This is a genomic window from Streptomyces sp. NPDC093252 (assembly GCF_040683675.1).
Classification (GTDB): Bacteria; Actinomycetota; Actinomycetes; order Streptomycetales; family Streptomycetaceae; genus Streptomyces.
This window is the reverse complement of sequence record NZ_JBFBEM010000002.1, coordinates 460406-483854: the sequence shown is the minus strand read 5'-3', so window position 1 is coordinate 483854 and position 23449 is coordinate 460406. Positions and strand designations below refer to the sequence as shown.

Genomic DNA, 23449 nt, shown 5'->3' with positions numbered 1-23449 from the left:
GTATGCACGCCGTATCCGATGCGCGGGCCGTATCGGATACCCGCTCCACCCACCCGAGAATTCCTATGAGGAAGGGCACGGCCGCCGCACGTGAGGGACACACGAGAGAGCCGGCTGCTCCTGGTGCTGCTGGTCGCCATCGCGTTCGCACTGATCACGGTGGACATCCGCGGCGGTGAGGACTCCCCCGTCGACGGAGCCCGGCAGGCCGCGGCGACGGTCTTCGGCCCGATCGAGAACGGGGTGGCCGCCGCGGTCGACCCGGTGGGCAACGCGATCGCCGCGGTCCGCGACTCGGGCGAGCGCCACGACCGGCTCGCCGCACTGGAGCGGGAGAACGCCGCGCTGAAGGCGCAGATCGGCAGCGAGGACCGGGGCCGCAGCCGCCTCGCCCAGCTCGACTCGATGCTGAAGCTCGCGGGCGACGGCCAGTACGGCATCAAGGGCGCCGAGGTCATCGCCATAGGGGCGGCCCAGGGCTTCTCCTGGACCATCACCATCGACATTGGCGCCAACGACGGCATCAAGCGTGACATGACCGTCCTCAACGGCGACGGACTGGTCGGCCGGATCACCACCGTCGGCCCGCACACCTCGACCGTGCTGCTCGCCAACGACCCCGACTTCACCGTCGGCACCCGGATGGAGGGCAACGACGAACTCGGCTTCGCCTCCGGCCAGGGCGACCGGCCGCTGCGCGTCGAACTCCTCAACGGCAAGGCCGAGATCAAGAAGGGCGACCGGCTGGTGACCTTCGGCTCCGAGGCCGACAAGCCGTTCGTGCCGGGGGTCCCGGTCGGGGTCGTCTCGCGGGTCGACCCGTCCGGCGGCGATCTGACCCGCACGCTGTATGTGACGCCGTACGTCGGCTTCAGCAAGCTGGACATCGTGGGCGTGGTCGTCGAGGCCCCGAAGAAGGACCCGCGGGACGCCGTCCTGCCCGACCGGCCCAGGGCCACTCCCACCCCGACCGTCACGGTGACCGTGACCCCCGGCGCCGACGGCGAACTACCGCTGGAGGAGCAGGCGGGCGGCGAGCGGCAGCAGGGCGGCCGGGAGCCGGAGCCCGGCACCGGGGAAGCGACCGGCACCGGAGACGGGACCGGCGCCGGGCAGGACACCGGCACCCGGGAAGAACCCGCCGGGCAGAACCGGCAGGGCGGTCCGGACCCGCAGGGCGGTGCCCGGGAACTGCCGAGCGCCCAGGACCTGCCCGGCCTGCCCGGAGCCACCAACCAGCGAGACCCGCAAGGGCAGTAGGGGAGCTGAACCACTCATGCGCTTCAACCGGATCCTGCTCTCCACCACCCTGGTCGTCGTCGCCCTGGTCATCCAGGTCAGCGTGCTGGCCCGGCTGCATCTGCCGGGCGCCGTCCCCGACCTGGTACTGCTCACCGTCCTCGGCCTCGCCCTGGTGTACGGCCATGTCGGCGGCGCCCTGATCGGCTTCGGCGCCGGACTGCTCTCCGACCTCGCCCCGCCCGCCGACCACGCCGCCGGCCGCTACGCGCTGGTGCTCTGTGTGATCGGCTATCTGGCCGGTCTGGTCAAGCCGGAGAACGGCCGCCTGAAGTCGGCGACGGCCCCCATGGTGGTCGTCGTGGCCGCCGCGCTCGGCACGACCCTGCTGTACGCGGGCGTGGGCGCCCTCGTCGGCGACACCGCCGCCCGCCATGTCGGCCTGCCCAGCCTGCTGTTCACGGCGGCGCTGTACGACCTGCTGCTGGCCCCGTTCGTGGTCCCCGGCGTCATGGCGCTGGCCCGCCGCGCGGACAACGACCCGCTGGCCGAGTCCTCCGCCGCCGCGAAGAACGCCGACATCTCCTCCGGCTGGCTCTCCTCCGGCACCGGACTGCGCATCGGCAACCAGCGCGGCGGTCTCGGCGGACTGAAGGTGAAGGCGGCGCGCGCCCGGGTGGCCCGGGCCGGGCGCATCAAGGGGGTCAAGCGGCTGTGACCGCAGGGCAGTTCACCCGAACGGGGGAGCGGGGACGGAACCCGGCCGTGTCGGCCGCTCGTTCCTCACTCGTACACGCACACGCATCAGCCGTGCACCCATACCCATACCTGCATCCGCATCCGTACGCGTACGCACACTGAGAGGGGGAGGCAGCCGCAGTGACCAACATCCCCGAGACCGGCCGGACCCCACGGGTCCAGATCCGGCTCGTCGTCATCCAGATCCTCGTCCTCTCCCTCCTCGGCACGCTCGGCGGCCGGCTCTGGTACCTCCAGATCCGCGAGGGCGCCGAGTACGCGAAGGAGGCATCGGGCAACCATGTCCAGCAGGTCGTCGACCCCGCCGTGCGCGGCTCGATCCTGGACGCGCGCGGAGTGCCCCTCGCGGACAACGAGACCCGGCTGGTGGTCTCCGCCTCCCGCACCGAGCTGCTGAAGATGCCGGACGACGGCGCCGGGGTGCTCGCCAAGCTGGCGGGCGTCCTGGGCATGGCGCCCAAGGAGGTCCAGGAGAAGGTCCGGCTGTGCGACGCCGAGACCCCCCAGCCCTGCTGGAACGGCTCGCCGTACCAGCCGATCCCGATCACCGACGAGGCCACCGCGCGCCAGGCCCTCCAGATCCGTGAGCGCGCCGAGGACTTCCCCGGCATCACCGCCGAACCCCAGGCCGTCCGCCGCTATGCCGCGCCGGGCGGGGCCAACACCGCCCAGGTCCTCGGCTACCTCTCCCCGGTCACCGACGACGAGCTCCAGAAGGCCCAGGACACCGACTCGCCGTATCTCCGCTCCGACCAGGTCGGCCGCTCCGGCCTGGAGCGGGAGTACGACGCGGAGCTGCGCGGCAAGGCCGGGGTCACCCGCTACGAGGTGGACAACCTGGGCCGGGTCATCGGCGAGGCCGAGGCGGACCCGGCCGAGCCCGGCGCCAACCTGGTCACCAGCATCGACGCCCGGGTGCAGCGGGTCGCCGAGTTCGAGCTGAACGAGGCGATGAAGGCGGCCCGCAAGGAGTGGGACCGCAACACCCAGGAGACCTACAAGGCCGACGCGGGCGCGGTCGTGGTGATGGAGGCCAAGACCGGCCGGGTCGTCGCCATGGCCTCCAACCCGACCTACGACCCCAACGCCTGGGTGGGCGGCATCTCCGCCAAGGACTACGCGGCGCTCACCGGCAAGTCCTCCAACTACCCGCTGCTCAACCGGGCCATACAGGGTCAGGCGGCCCCCGGCTCCATCTTCAAGGTGGTCTCCACGGCCGCCGCGGTCCAGGCGGGCTACGACTTCGACGGCGGATACAACTGCTCCAGCTCGTACTCGGTCGGCGGCCAGGTCTTCAAGAACTTCGAGTCGCAGAACCACGGCTCGATCGACCTGGGCCGCGCCCTGGAGGTGTCCTGCGACACCGTCTACTACTCCCTCGCCCACAACGAGTGGAAGAAGGACGGCGGCATCGACCCCAAGGGCAAGCCCAACGACTACTTCTACAAGGCCGCCCATGAGTTCGGCCTCGGCGCGGTGACCGGCATCGACCTGCCCAACGAGGTCACCGGCCGGGTCCCGGACCGCCAGTGGAAGCAGGAGTACTGGGAGGCCAACAAGGACGCCTGGTGCAAGACCGGCAAGAAGGACGGCTCCTACGTCGAGATCATCGCCTACGAGAACTGCCTCGAAGGCAACAAGATGCGCGCCGGTGACGAGATCAACTACTCCATCGGCCAGGGCGACACCCTGGTGACGCCGATCCAGATGGCCACCATCTACGCGGCCATCGCCAACGGCGGCACGCTCTACAACCCCACCGTCGGCAAGGCCGTGGTCAGCGCCGACGGCAAGCAGGTCACGGAGATCGAGCCGAAGTCGCACGGCAAGCTGCCGGTCGATCAGGCCACCCTCAAGCAGATGGACGAGGCGCTCGAAGGCGTGGCGACCCGGGGTACGGCGGCCTGGCGGTTCGGCGGCTGGCCGCAGGACGAGATCGCGATGCACGCCAAGACGGGCACGGCGGAGGTCTACGGCAAGCAGACCACCTCGTGGTTCGCCACGTACACCGAGGACTACGCGATCGTGATGACGATCTCCCAGGGCGGTACGGGCTCCGGGGCCTCCGGACCGGCCGTGCGCAACATATACGACGCGCTGTACGGGGTCTCCGACGACGGCACGATCACCGAGAAGAACGCGCTGCTGCCGACGCCGCAGAAGTCCCTGCCCAAGGTCCGCACGGACGGCACGATCACCTCGCCGAAGATCTCCAAGGACCCGGCGAAGGAGCAGCAGGCATACCAGAAGGGCCCGGAGGAGCCGACCGGGGGCCAGCTCCCGGCGGGCACCCCGCAGTCGCCGGAGGCGAACACGAACCGGGAGACGCGCAGGCGCCGACGCCGGGGCGGGGGATCGCGGGGCGGTGGTCCGGGGTCCGGCTCCGGGTCCGGCTCCGGACCGGGTCCCGGGCCGGGGTGCTGCGGGCCGGTCGGTGCGGCGGCGGCCCTGACGGGCTCGGCGACGGGATCGGCGGCGACGGGACATCAGGAGGCGCCCGGCGGCGGCAGGCCACGGCGGCTCATGCCGAGGCGGGCCGCCGGGGCGCGGGGCGCTCTGCCGGCCGCGCTGACGGACGGCCGGAAGGCGGCGGGCTCATGACCGGGGCGAACAGCTTCCACGTGTCCGGGTACGGACCGGAGCGGGCCGGATGGACCCGGCTGCTGGCCCGGGACTCGCTGGCCCGCCGGCTCGACTGGCCGATACTGCTGTCGGCGCTCGCCCTGTCCCTCATCGGCTCGCTGCTGGTCTGGTCCGCGACCCGCAACCGCACCGAGCTGAACCAGGGCGACCCCTACTACTTCCTGTTCCGGCATTTGCTCAACACCGGTATCGGCGTCGCCCTGATGATCGGCACGGTCTGGCTCGGCCACCGCACCCTGCGCACGGCGGTACCGATCCTCTACGGGGCGTCGGTCCTGCTGATCCTGCTGGTGCTCACCCCGCTCGGCTCCACGGTCAACGGCGCCCACTCCTGGATCCAGGTCGGCGGCGGCTTCTCGCTCCAGCCGTCGGAGTTCGTGAAGGTCACCATCATCCTGGGCATGGCGATGCTGCTGGCGGCCCGGGTGGACGCGGGCGACAAGCCCTACCCCGACCACCGGACGGTGCTCCAGGCGCTGGGTCTGGCGACCGTGCCGATGCTGATCGTGATGCTGATGCCGGACCTCGGCTCGGTGATGGTGATGGTCATCATCGTGCTGGGGGTGCTGCTGGCCTCCGGCGCCTCCAACCGCTGGATCTTCGGTCTGCTGGGCGCGGGCACCACGGGCGCGCTCGCGATCTGGCAGCTCGGGATTCTCGACGAGTACCAGATCAACCGCTTCGCCGCCTTCGCCAACCCCGAGCTGGACCCGGCCGGGGTCGGGTACAACACCAATCAGGCGCGGATCGCGATCGGTTCGGGCGGGCTGACCGGGTCGGGGCTGTTCCAGGGCTCCCAGACCACTGGGCAGTTCGTGCCGGAGCAGCAGACCGACTTCGTCTTCACGGTCGCCGGTGAGGAGCTGGGCTTTCTCGGCGCCGGACTGATCATCGTGCTGCTCGGCGTCCTGCTCTGGCGGGCGTGCCGGATCGCCCGGGAGACGACCGAGCTGTACGGGACGATCGTGGCGGCGGGGATCGTGGCGTGGTTCGCGTTCCAGGCGTTCGAGAACATCGGGATGACCCTGGGGATCATGCCGGTGACGGGTCTGCCGCTGCCGTTCGTGTCGTACGGGGGGTCGTCGATGTTCGCCGTGTGGGTGGCGGTGGGGCTGTTGCAGTCGATCAGAGTGCAGCGCCCGATGTCGGCGTGAGGGATCCGATGTCGGAGTGAGACGTCCGATGTCGGCGTGAGGCATCCGATGCCGGAGTGAGACCTGCGATGGCGGCGTGAGCCGTGCGCCGGACGCGAGATCGGCTGGGGCGGCTTTGCGATGCCCTTGCCGGTCGTTTTCCCCCGGTTCACCCCGGGTGCACTCTGCCATCGCGGCGCGACTGCCATTAGGGTCGGTTCATGGCGGAGACGAAGCGTGAAATCGAGCGCAAATACGAATCCGACGAGAGTGGCCTGCCGGATCTGACCGGAGTGGCCGGGGTGGCGGCGGTCGTGGACAAGGGCCTCGCCGAACTGGACGCCACCTACTACGACACCGCCGACGAACGCCTCGCCGGGGCCGCCATCACCCTGCGCCGCCGCACCGGCGGCTCGGACGCGGGCTGGCATCTGAAGTTCCCGGTGTCCCCCGGGGTGCGGGACGAGATCCAGGCCCCCCTGTCCGACACCCTGCCGCGCGACCTCGCCGGGCTGATCCGGTCCCGGGTCCGGGACACCGAGCTGCTGCCGGTGGTGCGGCTGCGCTCCGCGCGGGACGTCCGGGAGCTGACCGACGGCGAGGGACGCCTGCTGGCCGAGGTGAGCGTGGACGCCGTACGGGCCGAGCGGCTCACCGGGGGCGGCGGGCGGGCGCAGTGGACCGAGATCGAGGTGGAGCTGGCCGACGGGGCGGACCCGGCCGTGCTGGACAAGGTCGAGAAGCGGCTGCTGAAGGCAGGGGTACGGCCGTCGAAGTCGCCGTCGAAGCTGGCGCGGGCGCTCACCGAGACCGCCCCGAAGAAGAGGAGAAAGCACCGGAGGGCGAGCCGGAAACCGGCCCCGCCCGCCACCGCCGGAGACCACCTGCTGGCGTATCTGCGCGAGCAGCGGGACACGATCGTGGCGCTGGACCCGGCCGTGCGCCGCGATGTGTACGACTCGGTGCACCGCATGCGGGTGGCGACCCGGCGCACCCGCAGCGCCTTCAAGTCGTACGGGAAGCTGCTGGACCGGGCGGTGACCGACCCGATCGGCGAGGAGCTGAAGTGGCTCGCCGGGGAACTGGGCGTGGACCGGGACCAGGAGGTGCTGACCGAGCGGCTCACCGACACCATCGGCGCCCTGCCCCGCACCCTGACCGTCGGCCCCGTCCGCACCCGGTTGCGCACCTGGTCGCACGCCCGGCGCGGCGGCTCCCGGCGCCGGCTGATCGCCGTACTGGACGGGCGGCGGTATCTGGCGCTGCTCGGCGCGCTGGATGCCCTGCTGGCCGAGCCGCCGCTGCTGGAGCCGGCCGCGGGGGACCCGGCGAAGGTGATCGCCAAGGCCGTGCGCAAGGACTTCGACAAGCTGGCCGTGCTGGTGGACCAGGCGCTGGGGCTGCCCCCCGGACCCGACCGGGACTTCGCGCTGCACGAGGCCCGCAAGAAGGCGAAGCGGGCCCGCTACGCGGCGGAGGCGGCCGTACCGGCGCTCGGGGGCCCGGCGGGCGGGCTGGTGAAGTCGATGAAGGCGGTGCAGAGCCTGCTGGGCGACCACCAGGACAGCGTGATGACCCGCGAGGCCCTCCGCGACCTGGCCCGCCAGGCCCACACGGCGGGGGAGAGCGCGTTCACCTACGGCGTCCTGTACGGCAGGGAGGAACAGCGGGCGGCGGACGCGGAACGCGAGCTGCCGGGCCTGTGGCGACCGATCCGCGAGACGGTACCGGCCTGAACCCGGACGCGGCACCGCCCCGGGGCACCGGACGGAACCGGGCCGCCGCGAGTCACCCTCGGCCCGCTGGCCGGAGTGCGCGCCGGAGCCATTCCCGGGCCGCCGCCCTGAGCCACCCTCGGCCCGCTGGCCGGAACCCTCCTCGGGCCACTGGCCGGAGTGCGTGCCGGAGCCACCCTCGGACCGCCGACCCCGAACCACCCTCGGACCGCGGAACCGGAACCACCCTCGGCTCGATGATCAGCCCGCACTCGGGCCGATCGTCAGGACGTACGAAGAGCCCCTTCCGTCGCGTTAGGCTGGATGGTCACTCCTCTTCCCCGGACCGGCCTCCGGCCGGGGGCGCCCCCGTCAGCTCACGAAAGTCCGCGATGTCTGCCGAGTCGGTTTTCCCGCAGCTCGAAGCCCTGCTCCCGCATGTGCAGAAGCCGATCCAGTACGTCGGTGGAGAACTGAACTCCACCGTGAAGGACTGGGACTCCTGCGATGTGCGCTGGGCGCTCATGTACCCGGACGCGTACGAGGTCGGGCTCCCCAACCAGGGCGTCATGATCCTCTACGAGGTGCTGAACGAGCAGGAGGGCGTCCTCGCCGAGCGCACCTACAGCGTGTGGCCGGATCTGGAGGCGCTGATGCGGGAGCACCGCGTGCCGCAGTTCACGGTGGACGCGCACCGCCCGGTGAAGGCGTTCGACGTGCTCGGCGTGTCCTTCTCCACCGAGCTGGGCTACACCAATCTGCTCACCGCGCTGGACCTGGCCGGCATCCCGCTGGCCGCCGCGGACCGCACGGTGGACGACCCCATCGTCCTGGCCGGAGGCCATGCCGCCTTCAACCCGGAGCCGATCGCCGAGTTCATCGACGCGGCCGTCATCGGCGACGGCGAGCAGGCCGTGCTGGACATGACCCGGATCATCCGGGCCTGGAAGGCGGAGGGCCGTCCCGGCGGCCGGGACGAGGTGCTGCTGCGCCTGGCGAAGACCGGTGCCGTCTACATCCCGCGCTTCTACGACGTGGAGTACCTGCCGGACGGCCGGATCGGACGGGTCGTACCGAACCGTTCCGGTGTGCCGTGGCGGATCTCCAAGCACACGGTGATGGACCTGGACGAGTGGCCCTACCCCAAGCAGCCCCTGGTCCCCCTCGCCGAGACGGTCCATGAGCGCATGTCCGTGGAGATCTTCCGGGGCTGCACCCGGGGCTGCCGCTTCTGCCAGGCGGGCATGATCACCCGCCCGGTGCGCGAGCGCTCCATCACCGGCATCGGCGAGATGGTCGACAAGGGCCTGAAGGCGACCGGCTTCGAGGAGGTCGGCCTGCTCTCCCTGTCCTCCGCGGACCACAGCGAGATCGGCGACATCGCCAAGGGCCTCGCCGACCGCTACGAAGAGGACAAGATCGGCCTCTCCCTCCCGTCCACCCGCGTGGACGCCTTCAATGTCGACCTCGCCAACGAGCTGACCCGCAACGGCCGCCGCTCCGGCCTCACCTTCGCCCCCGAGGGCGGCAGCGAGCGCATGCGCAAGGTCATCAACAAGATGGTCTCCGAGGAGGACCTGATCCGGACGGTCGCCACCGCCTACGGCAACGGCTGGCGCCAGGTGAAGCTGTACTTCATGTGCGGCCTGCCCACCGAGACCGACGAGGACGTCCTCCAGATCGCCGACATGGCGATGAACGTGATCGCCAAGGGCCGCGAGGTCTCCGGCTCCGGCGACATCCGCTGCACGGTGTCGATCGGCGGCTTCGTCCCCAAACCCCACACCCCCTTCCAGTGGGCGCCCCAGCTCTCCGCCGAGGAGACCGACGCCCGCCTCGGAAAGCTCCGCGACAAGATCCGCGGCGACAAGAAGTACGGCCGCTCCATCGGCTTCCGCTACCACGACGGCAAGCCCGGCATCGTCGAGGGCCTCCTCTCCCGCGGCGACCGCCGCATCGGCGCCGCGATCCGCGCGGTCTACGAGGACGGCGGACGCTTCGACGGCTGGCGCGAGCACTTCTCCTACGACCGCTGGATGCGCTGCGCGGACAAGGCCCTGGCCCCCTTCGGCGTGGACGTCGACTGGTACACCACCCGCGAGCGCTCCTACGAGGAGGTCCTCCCCTGGGACCACCTCGACTCCGGCCTCGACAAGGACTGGCTCTGGGAGGACTGGCAGGACGCCCTCGACGAGACGGAGGTCGAGGACTGCCGCTGGACACCGTGCTTCGACTGCGGGGTGTGCCCGGCCATGGACACCCATATCCAGACCGGCCCCACCGGCAAGAAGCTCCTCCCCCTGAGCGTGGTCAACAGCGCCACCTGAGCACCACCGGGAGGCGGCGGCGTACGGGGCACAGGGCCGTGGCGTACGGGGTGAGGGCCTGCAACGTAGACGGCCCGCAGGGCGCGGCGACCCGCACTCACCGGACCAGCGCCGGCCGTTTCGGGTCGAAGCGCCAGCCCGGGATCAGGTACCGCATCGCCGCCGCGTCGTCCCGGCCGTCGAGGCCGAGGGCGTGGTAGCGCTCCTGGGCGGCCTCCACCCGCGGCCAGTCCAGGTCGACGCCCAGACCCGGGCGGTCGGGGAGGGTGAGGCGGCCGTCGCGGATGGTGAGCGGGTCGCGGGTCAGGCGCTGGCCGTCCTGCCAGATCCAGTGGGTGTCGATCGCGGTGATCGCGCCCGGCGCCGCCGCCGCGACCTGGGTGAACATCGCCAGCGAGACGTCGAAGTGGTTGTTGGAGTGCGCACCCCAGGTCAGCCCCCAGGCGTCACAGAGCTGCGCGACCCGCACCGCACCGTGCATCGTCCAGAAGTGCGGGTCGGCCAGCGGGATGTCCACCGCGTCCGCCTTGACGGCGTGGGCCAGTTGCCGCCAGTCGGTGGCGATCATGTTGGTGGCTGTCCGCAGCCCGGTCGCCCGGCGGAACTCCGCCATCGTCTCCCGTCCCGAGTACCCGCCCTCGGCGCCGCACGGATCCTCGGCGTACGCCAGCACGTCCCGCAGTGAGCGGCCGATCGCGACCGCCTCCGCCAGCGGCCAGCCGCCGTTGGGGTCGAGGGTGATCCGGGCGCCGGGGAACCGCTCGGCGAGCGCGGTCACCGTCTCGGCCTCCGCCCGCCCCTCCAGCACCCCGCCCTTCAGCTTGAAGTCCCGGAACCCGTACCGCTCCTGGGCCGCCTCGGCCAGCGCCACCACCGCACCGGGCGTCAGCGCCTCCTCGTTGCGCAGCCGCGACCAGCGGTCCCCGGCGCCGGACTCGTCGCGGTAGGGGAGATCGGTGCGGCGGCGGTCGCCGACGAAGAAGAGATAGCCGAGGACGGGCACGGACGTCCGCCGCACCCCCTCGCCCAGCAGGGCGGCCACCGGTACGCCCAGGTACTGGCCCAGCAGATCCAGCAGCGCCGACTCCACGGCCGTCACCGCGTGCACCGCCACCCGCAGATCGAAGGTCTGCGTCCCGCGCCCGCCCGCGTCCCGCGCCCCGAACCGTTCGCGCAGGGCCCGCAGCACGGCGTGCGGATCACCGACCCGGGCGCCCACCACCAGCGCGCGGGACTCCTCCAGCGTCGTGCGGATGGGCTCGCCGCCGGGTACCTCGCCGACCCCGGTCCGGCCGTCCGAGTCGGTCAGCACCACCAGATTGCGGGTGAAGTACGGGGCGTGCGCGCCGCTGAGATTGAGCAGCATGCTGTCCCGCCCGGCGACCGGGACGACCCGCAGCGCGGTGACGACGGGGGTGGTCGCGGGGGCGGTGCGCGGGGTCGTCGTGGTCGTCGTTGTCGTCATGTCCCAGCCTCCCGGGCCGCCGGCGGGCAGGTGCCTCTGCGGGGGAGACGCTAGGAGGCCGGGTCGATGCGCGTCCAATATCGGTTCGGCATGCTGTGATGCGTCTCGCGCATCAGCCTGTCGGAGAGGGCCCCCTATGTACTCGCTGGAGCAGCTCGCCGGGTTCGTGGCCGTCGCCGAGGAGGGGCACTTCGGGCGGGCGGCGGCCCGGCTGAACATGACCCAGCCGCCGCTCAGCCGCCGCGTCCAGGCCCTGGAGCAGCAGCTCGGCGTCGATCTGCTGGACCGGTCCCGGCGCGGGGTGCGGCTCACCGCCGCCGGGCGCAGCCTCCTCACCGACGCCCGCCGCATCCTGGACCTCGCCGAGCGCTCCGTGCACTCCGCGCGCCGCGCGATGGCCGGGGAGACCGGCACCCTCGCCTTCGGCTTCACCGCGAGTTCCGGGTACGTCCATCTGGAGACGGTCCTCGGCATCGCCCGGACCCGGCTGCCGGGGGTGCATCTGGTGCTGCGCGAGATGGTCACCTCGGCCCAGCGCGCCGCCCTCCTCGCCGGCGACCTCGACACGGGCCTCGTCCGCCCGCCCGTCGCCTCCCCCGAACTGACCCGCCGCCCCTTCGCCCGCGAGCCCCTGCTCGCCGCGCTCCCCGCCGCCCACCCCCTGGCGACCCGCGACACACCCCCGGACGTCCGGGACCTGCACGGCGAACCGTTTCTGATGTACGACCCCGGCGAGGCCCGCTACTTCCACGACCTTCTCGACCGGCTGTTCGAGCGCACCGGCACCGCACCCGTCCACGTCCAGTACGCCAGCCAGGTGCACACCCTGCTCGCCCTGGTCGGCGCGGGGCTCGGCGTCTGCCTGGTCCCCGAGGCGGCCCGGCGGCTGGGCCCGGCCGGAGTCGTCTTCCGCCCGCTGACGGGCACCGGCGCCACCCGCGCCGAACTCCATCTGGCCTGGCGCACCGACCACGACTCCCCGGCACTCGGCGCCCTCCTCACCGCCCTGCTCCGCGACCCGCCCGCCGCCGGAACGGACCCCGGGGACGGCATCCGCAGCGCCACCCGCCCGGGCACCTGACCCCGCAGAGGCGTGGACCCGCCCCCCACCGCGCCCCCCTCGGCAACCGGAGACACCCCCTCAGCAACCGGAGGCGACGGCCGCGGGGAACCTTCCGGCCGCGGGACACGTACTCTTGGTAGCAGTACGACCGCACTCACGAAGGACTGAACGACACTGGGGAAGCGACAGCCCGAAGGCCCGCCGCCCGTACCCGCGGTGCAGCGCATCCGACTGCGCTACACCAAGCGTGGCCGCCTGAGGTTCACCAGCCACCGCGACTTCCAGCGCGCTTTCGAGCGGGCGCTGCGCCGGGCCGAGGTCCCCATGGCCTACTCGGCGGGGTTCACGCCGCATCCGAAGGTGTCGTACGCCAATGCCGCACCCACCGGCACGGGCAGTGAGGCGGAGTATCTGGAGATCGCGCTCACCGCGCCGCGCGACCCGCAGCGGCTGCGCGCCCTGCTCGACGAGTCGCTGCCCCCGGGCCTCGACATCGTCGACGCCGTCGAGGCCCGTACCTCCGGGCTCGCCGACCGGCTCACCGCCTCCGTGTGGGAGCTGCGGCTCGACGGTGTGGCACCCGAGGACGCCGCCCGCGCGGTCGCCGCGTTCAACGCGGCCGGGACCGTCGAGGTGCAGCGTCTGACCAAGAACGGCATGCGGACGTTCGACGCCCGTCAGGCCGTGGCGAGCCTGACGAGCGACCCGGCCGGCGACGGGGTGGCGACACCGGGTTCGCCGGCTGATAGGCCGACCGACCGGCCCTGTGCGATACTGCGGCTGGTTGTTCGGCACGTGACGCCTGCCGTTCGACCCGACGACGTCCTGTCCGGTCTCCGCGCCGTGGCCGACCTGGCGCCGCCGGTCCCCGCAGCGGTGACCAGGCTGGCGCAGGGGCTGTTCGATGCAGAGAGCGGCACGGTGACCGACCCGCTCACGCCCGACCGCGAGGCGGATGCGGCCCTTACTCCGGCCGCCCCGACCGCCGCCGCGAAGGCGCCTGCTTAGGGAAGGTCCCGCGTTGGGACGCACGTCGCAAGCGCCGCCCTCGTACTCGGGAGCCATCTGGGTCGGGCAGCGCACCGACCAGAAGACTTTCGCCAGGCCGTACGCGACAAGGCATACGGAACCGGCGAGACAAGACACAGAGAGCTTCCGTGCGGCGCCCGCGCCCCGGACGGCGGCCCACGCGCAGTGCGCGAGCCGCGGACGTCACCGGCTTCCCGCCGGACCATGCGCGGCGCCCGGAAGCCTGACGGGAGAAACGCCCGCATGCTCGAACCGACCGAACCCGCGGAGTCAGCGGACCACACCACCGACTCCGCCCAGAACACCCCCAGCGACACGCTGCCGCCGCGCCGTCGGCGCAGGGCGGCGTCCCGCCCGGCCGGACCACCGGCCGACCCCTCCGCCGCACCGGCCGAGTCCCTCGCGCCGAGCACCGGGCACGCCCTGGACGCCGAAGACGACGCCAAGGACAGCACGGACGACGACGTAGAGGACGCAGAGGCCGCCGCAGAGCAGGCCGTGGAGACCGCTGGGGCCGAGGAGACCACTGTGACGGCCGAGACGCCCGACACGAACGACCAGACCACCACCGAAGAGACCGGAGCGAGCGCCGAGGCGAGTGCCGAGCAGGCCCCCGCGCCCGCCGCGCGGACCCGCCGCCGTGCCGTCCGCAGGGCCTCCGCGCCCGTGGGCTCGCCCACCGCCGACGCCGTCGCCGAGACCGTGGTCCCGGCCACCGCAGCGCCGGTCGCCGAGGCCCCCGCAGCGCCGGTCGCCGAGACCCCCGAGGAGCCCGCGCCGCCGCGCACCCGCCGTCGCGCCACCCGCCGGGCCACCGCGCCCGCCGGTGCGCCGGAGCCGGTCGCCGCCGCGCAGCCCGCCGAGGACACCCCGGCGCCCGCCCAGGCCCCCGTCGCCGAGGACGACGCCGCCCCCCGGCGTACGCGCCGCCGGGCGACCCGCCGCGTGACGGCCGCGGAGAGCGCCGAGCCGGCCGCCGCGCAGCCCGAGGCCCCCCAGGCGGCCGAGCCCGCCCAGGCCCCCGCCGCGCCCGCCGCCCCGGAGCAGGCCCCCGCGAAGAAGTCCCCGGCCCAGGCCCCGGCCCCCGAGGCCGACGCCGCCGACGACGACACCTCCCCCCGGCGCCGCCGCAGGGTCGTCCGCAAGCCCGCCACCGGGTTCGCCGCGCCCCCCGTGACCGCCCCGAAGACCCCGGCGCCGACCGCCGCGGCCGAGGAGCGGGACGACGCCCCGCGCCGCCCGGCGCGTCCCGCCGTCGCCGTATTCCAGGCGCCGGTGTTCACCGAGCCGCGCTTCCAGACGCCCGAGCGGGCCGCCGCCGAGGCCGCCGCGGTGGCGGCGGAGCCCTTCGAGGACGCCCCCGAGGAGCCCGCCGAGGCCGTCGAGGCCGCCGAGCCCGTCCAGCAGACCCGCCAGGCCCGGCAGACCCGGCAGGCCCGGTCGGCGGAGCCGCCCGCCGAGGCCGCCGACGAGGCGTCCGGCCCCCGCAGCCGCCGCCGTCGCCGCCGGGGCGCCGCCTTCGAGGAGGCCGAGTCCCGCGCCGAGGCCCCGGCCGAGGACGAGCAGCCGGTCACCGAGCCCACCGGCACCGCTGACACCACCGGCATCACCGGCACCACCGACTTCATCGACACCGACACCGACGGCGACGACGGAGACGAGGGTGCCGAGCAGGCCGACGACTCCGACGACGCCGAGGAGACCGGTTCGCGCCGCCGCCGCCGTCGTGGTGGCCGCCGCCGTCGCCGCGGGGAGTCCGCCGACGGCGACCTGTCCGACGACGGCGACGACAGCGCCGCCGAGCAGGCCGCGCAGGACGCCGAGGACACCGCCGAGCAGCTCGACGAGGACGCCGAGGACGACGACCGCGCCGAGGACTCCGGGGGCTCGTCCGCCGGCAGCCGCCGTCGCCGCCGCCGTCGTCGCCGGGCCGGGGACTCCTCCGGCGAGGGCGACGGCTCCGACCGCTCCTCCGACGACCCGGAGCGCACGGTCGTCAAGGTGCGCGAGCCGCGCAAGCAGTCCGAGCGCGAGCCGTCCGACGAGGTGCAGTCCATCAAGGGCTCCACCCGGCTGGAGGCCAAGAAGCAGCGCCGCCGCGAGGGCCGCGAGCAGGGCCGCCGCCGGGTGCCGATCATCACTGAGGCCGAGTTCCTCGCCCGCCGCGAGGCCGTCGAGCGCGTCATGGTGGTCCGCCAGCACGGCGACCGCACCCAGATCGGCGTCCTCGAGGACAACGTCCTGGTCGAGCACTACGTCAACAAGGAGCAGTCGACGTCGTACGTCGGCAATGTCTACCTCGGCAAGGTGCAGAACGTGCTGCCGTCGATGGAGGCCGCCTTCATCGACATCGGCAAGGGCCGCAACGCGGTGCTGTACGCCGGTGAGGTCAACTTCGAGGCGCTGGGCATGGCCAACGGGCCGCGCCGCATCGAGTCGGCGCTGAAGTCCGGGCAGTCGGTCCTCGTCCAGGTCACCAAGGACCCGATCGGCCACAAGGGCGCCCGGCTCACCAGCCAGGTCTCCCTGCCCGGCCGCTACCTGGTGTACGTGCCCGAGGGCTCGATGACCGGCATCAGCCGCAAGCTGCCCGACACCGAGCGGGCCCGGCTGAAGACCATCCTCAAGAAGATCGTCCCCGAGGACGCCGGGGTCATCGTCCGCACCGCCGCCGAGGGCGCCAGCGAGGACGAGCTGCGCCGCGATGTCGAGCGGCTCCAGGCGCAGTGGACCGACATCCAGAAGAAGGCCAGGAGCGGCAACGCCCCGACCCTGCTGTACGGCGAGCCGGACATGACCGTCCGGGTCGTGCGGGACATCTTCAACGAGGACTTCTCCAAGGTCATCGTCAGCGGTGACGAGGCCTGGGGGACCGTCCACGGCTATGTGGCGCATGTGGCGCCCGACCTGGCCGACCGGCTCCAGAGGTGGACCAGCGAGGTCGATGTCTTCGCCACCTACCGGATCGACGAGCAGCTCGCCAAGGCGCTGGACCGCAAGGTCTGGCTGCCCAGCGGCGGTTCGCTGGTGATCGACAAGACCGAGGCGATGGTCGTGGTCGATGTCAACACCGGCAAGTTCACCGGCCAGGGCGGCAACCTCGAAGAGACCGTCACCAGGAACAACCTGGAGGCGGCCGAGGAGATCGTGCGCCAGCTCCGGCTGCGCGACCTGGGCGGCATCGTCGTCATCGACTTCATCGACATGGTGCTTGAGTCCAACCGGGACCTGGTGCTGCGGCGCCTGCTGGAGTGCCTGGGCCGGGACCGTACGAAGCACCAGGTGGCCGAGGTGACCTCGCTGGGCCTGGTCCAGATGACCCGCAAGCGGGTCGGCCAGGGGCTGCTGGAGTCCTTCTCGGAGACCTGCGTCCACTGCAACGGGCGCGGTGTCATCGTGCACATGGACCAGGCGACCGCCGCCGGAGGCGGTGGCGGCGGCAAGCGCAAGAAGCGTGGGCGGGGCGGGGCCGAGACCCCGGACCACGTCCACGAGACGCAGGAGATCCACGAGTCGTATGAGCCCCATGGGGCCGAGCCGCTCGCCCCGGCCGCCGAGACCGAGGCGGAGGTGGCCGCCGAGGTCGCCGAGCCGGTCGCGCTGACCTCCCCGGCCTTCGAGCCGGACGAGGAACTGTTCAGCAGCATCGCCGAGGCGGAGGCCGCGGCCTCCCGGGGCGGCCGTTCCCGGCGCCGCGCCGGGCGCCGCGCGTCGGCCCCGGCGGGCGCGCCCCGCACCGGGGCGGCGGCCCCGCAGGTCGCCGTACCGGAGCCGCACGCGGACCCGGTCGCCGTGGAGGACCCGGTGGTCGAGGCCCCCGAGGCCCTCGCGCCCGCCGCCCCCGAGGCCCAGGCCCCCGCCGCTGCCGAGGCACCCGCCCCGGCCGACGACGCCGCGCCCAAGGGCCGCACCCGGCGCCGGGCGACCCGGCGGGTCTCCGCGCCGGCCGGTGCCCCGGAGGGCGCCGAGGCCACCGTCGTCACGGTGACCGAACCGGCCGCGAAGGCGGCGGAGCAGCCGGAGACCCCGCAGGCACTGGAGCCGACCGCCCCGGTCGAGGCCCCCGAGGCCGCGCAGCCCGCGGAGGTCCCCGAGGTCCCCGAGGCGGCCGAGCCCGCCCCCGCCCGCCCCCGTCGCCGTGCCGTGCGCAAGGCGACCGCGCCGACCGCGTCCGAGGAGACGGCCGTCGTGGTCGTCCCGTCGGCCGCGGCGGAGGCCCTCGCAGACGCCACCGAGACCGCCGCCCCCGGCGACACCCCGGTGGACGAGCCGGCGGCCGACGAGGCCCCCGCCAAGAAGACGGCGGCCCGTAAGACGGCGAAGAAGGCCACGGCGAAGAAGGCGGCCACGAAGAAGACGGCCGCCAAGAAGACCACGGCCAAGAAGACAGCCGCGAAGAAGGTCACGGCGAAGAAGGCGGCGACCAAGAAGACCGCGGCGAAGAAGACCGCGGCGGCGGAACAGACCCTGTCGTCCGTGACCTCGGTATCCGCGTCGACCGACGACTGAACCGAGACCGGAGAACCGACGACTGAACCGAGGCCGGGGATCCGACGTCTGAACCGATGCCGGAGAACCGACGACTGAACCGAGGCCGGGGATCCGACGTCTGAACCGAGGCCGGGGATCCGACGACCGGACCGAGATCGGAACCGGCGGCCGAACCGCCGCCGGAACCGACGATTCAGCAGCGGTACAAGGCAGTTGACGGCCCGTCCGGAATCCACCGGGCGGGCCGTCGCCGTACCCCCGGGGCTGACATGAACGCGATAGCGCCACTGATGCCTGTGAATACCAGGTGAATCTGTGATGGAGTGACAAGGTTATGATGTGGGCACAGACTGACGGTTAATTCAGAGGAAACGAGGAAGCACGGGCTTCAGTACGGTCCTCAGCACTGTCCGCGGTGTTCCGGTGTCGTGCGCTGCCTCTTGTTCCGCGATTTCCCACGATTCGATCAATGGGGTTTCCAGTGGTGGTAGGGGTGCGTTCGTGAAAGCTCTCGTCCTGTCCGGGGGAGCGGGCACCAGACTGCGCCCGATCACCCACACATCGGCCAAGCAGCTCGTGCCGGTCGCCAACAAGCCCGTGCTGTTCTACGGGCTCGAAGCCATCGCCGACGCCGGGGTCACCGAGGTCGGGATCGTCGTCGGCGACACCGCGGACGAGATCCGCGAGGCGGTCGGCGACGGCTCCCGGTTCGGCGTCGAGGTCACCTACATCCCGCAGGACGCCCCGCTGGGCCTCGCCCACGCGGTGCTGATCGCCCAGGACTTCCTGGGTGACGACGACTTCGTGATGTACCTCGGGGACAACTTCATCGTCGGCGGCATCACCGGGCTGGTGGAGGAGTTCCGCGCGGACCGCCCCGACGCCCAGATCCTGCTGACCAAGGTCCCCAACCCCACCGCCTTCGGCGTCGCCGAACTGGACGCGGAGGGCCATGTGGTGGCCCTGGAGGAGAAGCCGCAGCAGCCCAAGAGCGATCTCGCGCTGGTCGGCGTCTATCTCTTCACCCCGGCGATCCACGAGGCCGTGCGGTCGATCAAGCCGTCCTGGCGCGGCGAGCTGGAGATCACCCACGCCATCCAGTGGCTGATCGACGCCGAGCGCCGGGTCCGCTCCACCACCATCTCCGGGTACTGGAAGGACACCGGCAACGTCACCGACATGCTGGAGGTCAACCGCTCGGTCCTGGAGACCCTCCAGCCGCTGAACGAGGGCACGGTCGACGAGGCCAGCGAGCTGATCGGCCGGGTCCGTATCGAGGCCGGTGCCACGGTCACCGGCAGCCGGATCGTCGGCCCCGCGATCGTGGGCGCCGGTTCGGTGGTCAGCGAGGCGTACATAGGCCCCTTCACCTCGGTGTCCGAGGACTGCCGGATCGAGGACAGCGAGATCGAGTACTCCATCGTGCTGCGCGGCTCGTCCGTGACCGGGGTGCGCCGGGTGGAGGCATCCCTCATCGGGCGTGATGTCGAGGTCACGCCCGCCCCCCGTCATCCGTCGGCCCACCGGCTCGTCCTCGGTGATCACAGCAAGGTGCAGATCTCCTCATGACCCCGACCGACAGCACCCCCGGCTCCGGCCCCACCACCCGGATCCTGGTGACCGGCGGCGCCGGTTTCATCGGCTCGCACTACGTCCGTACCGTCCTCGGTCCCGGTGGCCCCGGCGATGTGTCGGTCACCGTCCTGGACAAGCTGACCTACGCGGGCAACCCGGCCAATCTGGACGAGGTCCGCGAGCACCCCGGATTCGCCTTCGTGCAGGGCGACATCTGCGACCCCGAGCTGGTCGGCAAGCTGATGGCCGAGCACGACCAGGTGGTGCACTTCGCCGCCGAGTCGCACGTGGACCGCTCGATCGACGGCGGCGCCGAATTCGTCCGCACCAATGTGGTCGGCACCCACACCCTGATCGACGCCGCCCACCGGGCCGGGATCCGGACCTTCGTGCACATCTCCACCGACGAGGTCTACGGCTCCATAGACGAGGGCTCCTGGCCCGAGACCCACCCCCTGGAGCCCAACTCGCCGTACTCCTCGGCGAAGGCGTCCAGCGATCTGATCGCGCTGTCCTACCACCGCACCCACGGCCTGGACGTCCGCGTCACCCGCTGCTCCAACAACTACGGCCACCACCACTTCCCCGAGAAGGTCATCCCGCTCTTCGTGACCAACCTCCTCGACGGCAGGAAGGTCCCGCTGTACGGCGACGGCGGCAACGTCCGCGACTGGCTGCACATCGACGACCACGTCCAGGGCATCGAACTGGTCCGCACCAAGGGCCGGGCCGGCGAGGTCTACAACATCGGCGGCGGCACCGAACTCTCCAACAAGGAGCTGACCGGGCTCCTCCTCGAAGCCTGCGGCGCGGACTGGGACACCAGCGTCGAGTACGTCGAGGACCGCAAGGGCCACGACCGCCGCTACTCCGTCGACTGCGCCAAGATCCGCGACGAACTCGGCTACGAGCCCCGCAAGAGCTTCACCGAGGGCCTCGCGGAGACCGTCGCCTGGTACCGCGAGAACCGCTCCTGGTGGGAGCCGCTGAAGGAGCGGGCCGCCCTGTGAGCGAGAACCGCCCCTGGCTGATCACCGGCGCGGGCGGCATGCTCGCCCACGACCTGCTGCCCGCCCTCGCCGCCGCGGGTGTCCCGGCCGTCGCCCTGGACCGCGCGGCCCTGGACCTCACCGACGACAAGGCCGTGCGCCGGGCCGTCGAGGAGCACCGCCCGGCCCTGGTAGTCAACTGCGCCGCCTGGACCGCCGTCGACGACGCCGAGACCCGGGAGGGCGAGGCCCTCGCGGTCAACGGCGACGGCCCCGCCCATCTGGCCGCCGCCTGCGCCGCCACCGGCGCGATCCTGCTCCAGGTCTCCACCGACTACGTCTTCGCGGGCGACGCCACCGCCCCGTACCCCGAGGACGCCCCCACCGCCCCCCGCAGCGCCTACGGCCGCACCAAACTCGCCGGTGAGCGGGCCGTCCTCACCGCCCTCCCCGAGACCGGCTATGTGATCCGCACGGCCTGGCTGTACGGAGCGGGCGGCCCCAACTTCGTCCGCACGATGATCCGCCTCGCCGGTGAGCGGGACACCGTCTCCGTGGTGGACGACCAGCGCGGCCAGCCCACCTGGACCGCCGATCTGGCCGCCCTGCTGCTCGCCCTCGGCCGCGGCGCCCTGGACGGCACCGCACCGGCCGGGATCTACCACGGCACCAGCGCCGGGGAGACGAGCTGGTACGGCTTCACCCGGGAGATCTTCCGGCTGCTGGACACCGACCCGGACCGGGTCCGCCCCACCACCAGCGACGCGTTCGTCCGCCCGGCGCCCCGCCCCGCGTACAGCGTCCTCGGCCACGACCGGCACCGCGCGGCCGGGCTCACCCCGCCCCGCGACTGGCGCGCCGCCCTCACCGAGGCGTTCCCCGCGATCCACGCGGCCCACGCGGCCCAGACGAAGGAGCGTCCGGCGTGACGGTCAAGGTCAGTGTCGTCATCGCGGTCTACAACCCCGGCAAGTACTTCGAGGACTGTGTCACCGGGCTGCTCCGGCAGAGCCTGACCCCCGACGAGTTCGAGGTCTGGTTCGTCGACGACGGCTCCACCGACGAGACCCCGGCCCGCCTCGACGCACTCGCCGCCGAGCACCCGCACTTCCACGTCGTCCACCAGGAGTCCTCCGGCTGGTCCGGCCGCCCCCGCAACACCGGGATCGACGCGGCCCGCGGCGAGTACGTGATGTTCGCCGACCACGACGACTGGCTCGGCGACGAGGCCCTGGAGCGGATGTACGCCTACGGCCGGGCCAACGACGCGGATGTCGTCGTCGGCAAGATGGCCGGTATCGGCCGCCCGGTCCCGCAGGAGCTGTTCCGCGTCAACCGGCCCCGGGTGACCGTGGAGACCGCCCCGCTGATCGACAGCCTCACCCCGCACAAGATGTTCCGCCGGGCGTTCCTCGCCGAGCACGGCATGCGGTTCAAGGAGGGCAGGCGGCGCCTGGAGGACCATGTCTTCGTGGTCGAGGCGTATCTGCGGGCCAAGAGCGTGGCCGTGCTCAGCGACTACCTCTGCTACTACCACATCACCCGCGACGACGGCTCCAACGCCGGTTTCCAGCGCTTCGACCCGGTCGGCTACTTCAAGAACCTGCGCGAGGCGCTCGACGTCGTCGAGGACCTCACCGAGCCCGGCCCCGTGCGCGACCAGCTCTTCTCCCGCTGGCTGCGCAACGAGATGGTCGAGCGGCTGCGCGGCCAGCGGCTGCTGAAACTCCCCGAGGACTACGCCGAGGAGCTGTACGGCGAGATCCGCGCGGTCATCACCGAGCGCTTCGGCCCCGGGGTGTTCGACCGGGTCGCCCCCACCCAGCGGGTGGTCGCCGGCCTGATCGCCGCCGACCGCTACGCCGATGTCCGCGCCCTCGCCGAGTGGGAGGCCGGCATCCGCCCCACCGGCCGCCTCACCTCCCTGACCTGGGAGAACGGCTCCCTGGCCCTCGGCTTCAGCGCCGAGTACGAGGTCGACGGCGCCCCCATGACCTACCGCCGCGAGGGCGGGCACGACCTGCTCGGGCTGCCGCTGTCCGAGGAGGCCCGGGAGGCCCTCGCCGCCCAGGACATCTCGCTGGCGGCCCCCGTGGACCGCAGCGATGTCGACCTGGTCGTCCGCCACCGCGAGCAGGCCACCCAGTACTACCTCCCGCTGACCAGCGAGCGGCACCGCACCGGCATCGGCGCCGACGGCGACGGCTACGGCGACGGCCACGGCGACTCCGCCTTCCGCCAGGAGATCACCGCGCGGGCGGTGCTCGACCCCGAGACCGCCGCCGCCGGGGGCCCGCTCCCGGCCGGTCTCTGGGATCTGCACCTGCGGATCAAGTCCTGCGGCTGGAGCAAGGAGACCCGGCTCGGCGCGGTCCGCTCGGACGGTGTGGAGGCCACCCGGCTGCCCGCGCTCACCGGCGAACCCCGCCGCCTGGTCCTGCCGTACTGGACCGACGGACCCGGCAATCTCTCCCTCGACATCGACCAGCGGACCGGCAAGCTGGAGCGCGAGGCCGGGGAGCTGATGGACTGGGCGGAGGCCGGCGCCGACAACGGCACGCTCCGCCTCCCGCTGCCGCTGCACCTGGGCTCCGCCGCCGGAGCCCCGCTCCAACTCCGCTTCGAGCGCAAGAACGTCGGCAAGTACCCGGCCGAGGCCACCACGGACGGCCGTACGCTCACCGCCGCGCTGCCGCTGGAGCGGCTCACCGGCAAGCGCTGGGCCGTCCGGATCGGCATCCCCTCGCCCGAGCGGGGCGAGGTCCGCTGGACCCGGCTCCCGGTCGACGTGGTGGTGGACGCCCAGGGCCGCGCCCGGGTGATCGACCGCCACACCCCGCCCGCCAAGCCCGCCACCAGGGCCCCCGCCCGCCCGCCGCGCCCGCTGTGGCGCCGGGTGGCGGGCCGGATGCGGCGCGCGCTGGCCGGAGGACGCCGGTAGGGCGGGTCCGGCGGATCTCCGCGGTGTCGCGAGAGCGGATCCCCGCGGTGTCGCGAGATCCGATCCGCCGGACCCGCCCC

General features: G+C 72.7%; 14 protein-coding genes. 13 read left to right on the top strand and 1 reads right to left on the bottom strand.

Annotated features, from left to right (window positions below; translation table 11 throughout):
* Nucleotides 1-90 precede the first annotated feature (90 nt).
* From mreC to AB0O01_RS05265, 6 genes are all read left to right on the top strand, one after another.
* Nucleotides 91-1260 (top strand): rod shape-determining protein MreC, encoded by a 1170-nt coding sequence (mreC, locus tag AB0O01_RS05290; RefSeq protein WP_365311091.1) that lies wholly within the window; start codon nt 91-93, stop codon nt 1258-1260.
* A gap of 16 nt (nt 1261-1276) precedes the next feature.
* A complete protein-coding gene (gene mreD, locus AB0O01_RS05285; protein WP_365311089.1) occupies nt 1277-1957 on the top strand; it encodes a rod shape-determining protein MreD in 681 nt (226 codons plus the stop codon).
* A gap of 161 nt (nt 1958-2118) precedes the next feature.
* Nucleotides 2119-4599 carry a penicillin-binding protein 2 gene (gene mrdA, locus AB0O01_RS05280; RefSeq protein WP_365311088.1) on the top strand — a complete coding sequence of 827 codons (2481 nt, stop codon included), beginning with the start codon at nt 2119-2121 and terminating at the stop codon, nt 4597-4599.
* Nucleotides 4596-5795 carry a rod shape-determining protein RodA gene (rodA, locus tag AB0O01_RS05275; protein ID WP_365311087.1) on the top strand — a complete coding sequence of 400 codons (1200 nt, stop codon included), beginning with the start codon at nt 4596-4598 and terminating at the stop codon, nt 5793-5795. Before mrdA ends, rodA begins: the two co-directional genes overlap by 4 nt.
* A gap of 200 nt (nt 5796-5995) precedes the next feature.
* Complete coding sequence (locus AB0O01_RS05270; protein WP_365311086.1) at nt 5996-7510, top strand: CYTH and CHAD domain-containing protein; 1515 nt, start codon at nt 5996-5998, stop codon at nt 7508-7510.
* Between the two features lie 371 nt (nt 7511-7881).
* The gene (locus AB0O01_RS05265) at nt 7882-9816 is read left to right on the top strand and encodes a TIGR03960 family B12-binding radical SAM protein (protein ID WP_365311085.1); all 1935 of its coding nucleotides are present in this window, start codon (nt 7882-7884) and stop codon (nt 9814-9816) included.
* A 97-nt stretch (nt 9817-9913) separates the two neighbouring features.
* Here the strand turns inward: AB0O01_RS05265 and AB0O01_RS05260 are convergent, their stop codons facing one another.
* Nucleotides 9914-11281 (bottom strand): enolase C-terminal domain-like protein, encoded by a 1368-nt coding sequence (locus tag AB0O01_RS05260; protein WP_365311084.1) that lies wholly within the window; start codon nt 11279-11281, stop codon nt 9914-9916.
* A 136-nt stretch (nt 11282-11417) separates the two neighbouring features.
* Between AB0O01_RS05260 and AB0O01_RS05255 the strand changes: the two genes are divergently transcribed.
* The 7 genes from AB0O01_RS05255 (at nt 11418) to AB0O01_RS05225 (ending at nt 23369) form a co-directional block, all read left to right on the top strand.
* Entirely contained in the window at nt 11418-12362 is a 945-nt protein-coding gene (locus tag AB0O01_RS05255) for a LysR substrate-binding domain-containing protein (RefSeq protein WP_365311083.1), read from the top strand.
* A gap of 198 nt (nt 12363-12560) precedes the next feature.
* Entirely contained in the window at nt 12561-13352 is a 792-nt protein-coding gene (locus tag AB0O01_RS05250; RefSeq protein ID WP_365311082.1) for a TIGR03936 family radical SAM-associated protein, read from the top strand.
* 264 nt (nt 13353-13616) lie between these two features.
* Nucleotides 13617-17882, top strand: a complete 4266-nt coding sequence (locus AB0O01_RS05245) for an Rne/Rng family ribonuclease (protein ID WP_365311081.1) — start codon at nt 13617-13619, stop codon at nt 17880-17882.
* Nucleotides 17883-18365: 483 nt separating this feature from the next.
* A complete protein-coding gene (locus AB0O01_RS05240) occupies nt 18366-19433 on the top strand; it encodes a glucose-1-phosphate thymidylyltransferase (protein ID WP_365311080.1) in 1068 nt (355 codons plus the stop codon).
* Complete coding sequence (gene rfbB, locus AB0O01_RS05235; RefSeq protein WP_365311079.1) at nt 19430-20449, top strand: dTDP-glucose 4,6-dehydratase; 1020 nt, start codon at nt 19430-19432, stop codon at nt 20447-20449. Before AB0O01_RS05240 ends, rfbB begins: the two co-directional genes overlap by 4 nt.
* The gene (gene rfbD, locus AB0O01_RS05230; RefSeq protein WP_365311078.1) at nt 20446-21357 is read left to right on the top strand and encodes a dTDP-4-dehydrorhamnose reductase; all 912 of its coding nucleotides are present in this window, start codon (nt 20446-20448) and stop codon (nt 21355-21357) included. The genes rfbB and rfbD overlap by 4 nt, the downstream gene beginning before the upstream one ends.
* Nucleotides 21354-23369, top strand: coding sequence for a glycosyltransferase (locus tag AB0O01_RS05225; RefSeq protein WP_365311077.1), 2016 nt, complete (start codon nt 21354-21356; stop codon nt 23367-23369). Before rfbD ends, AB0O01_RS05225 begins: the two co-directional genes overlap by 4 nt.
* Nucleotides 23370-23449 lie beyond the last annotated feature (80 nt).

Coding starts and splice junctions, on each gene's coding strand:
- mreD (WP_365311089.1), top strand. CDS start 1,277: ATGCGCTTCAACCGGATCCTGCTCTCCACCACCCTGGTCGTCGTCGCC.
- rodA (WP_365311087.1), top strand. CDS start 4,596: ATGACCGGGGCGAACAGCTTCCACGTGTCCGGGTACGGACCGGAGCGG.
- AB0O01_RS05270 (WP_365311086.1), top strand. CDS start 5,996: ATGGCGGAGACGAAGCGTGAAATCGAGCGCAAATACGAATCCGACGAG.
- AB0O01_RS05265 (WP_365311085.1), top strand. CDS start 7,882: ATGTCTGCCGAGTCGGTTTTCCCGCAGCTCGAAGCCCTGCTCCCGCAT.
- AB0O01_RS05260 (WP_365311084.1), bottom strand. CDS start 11,281: ATGACGACAACGACGACCACGACGACCCCGCGCACCGCCCCCGCGACC.
- AB0O01_RS05255 (WP_365311083.1), top strand. CDS start 11,418: ATGTACTCGCTGGAGCAGCTCGCCGGGTTCGTGGCCGTCGCCGAGGAG.
- AB0O01_RS05245 (WP_365311081.1), top strand. CDS start 13,617: ATGCTCGAACCGACCGAACCCGCGGAGTCAGCGGACCACACCACCGAC.
- rfbB (WP_365311079.1), top strand. CDS start 19,430: ATGACCCCGACCGACAGCACCCCCGGCTCCGGCCCCACCACCCGGATC.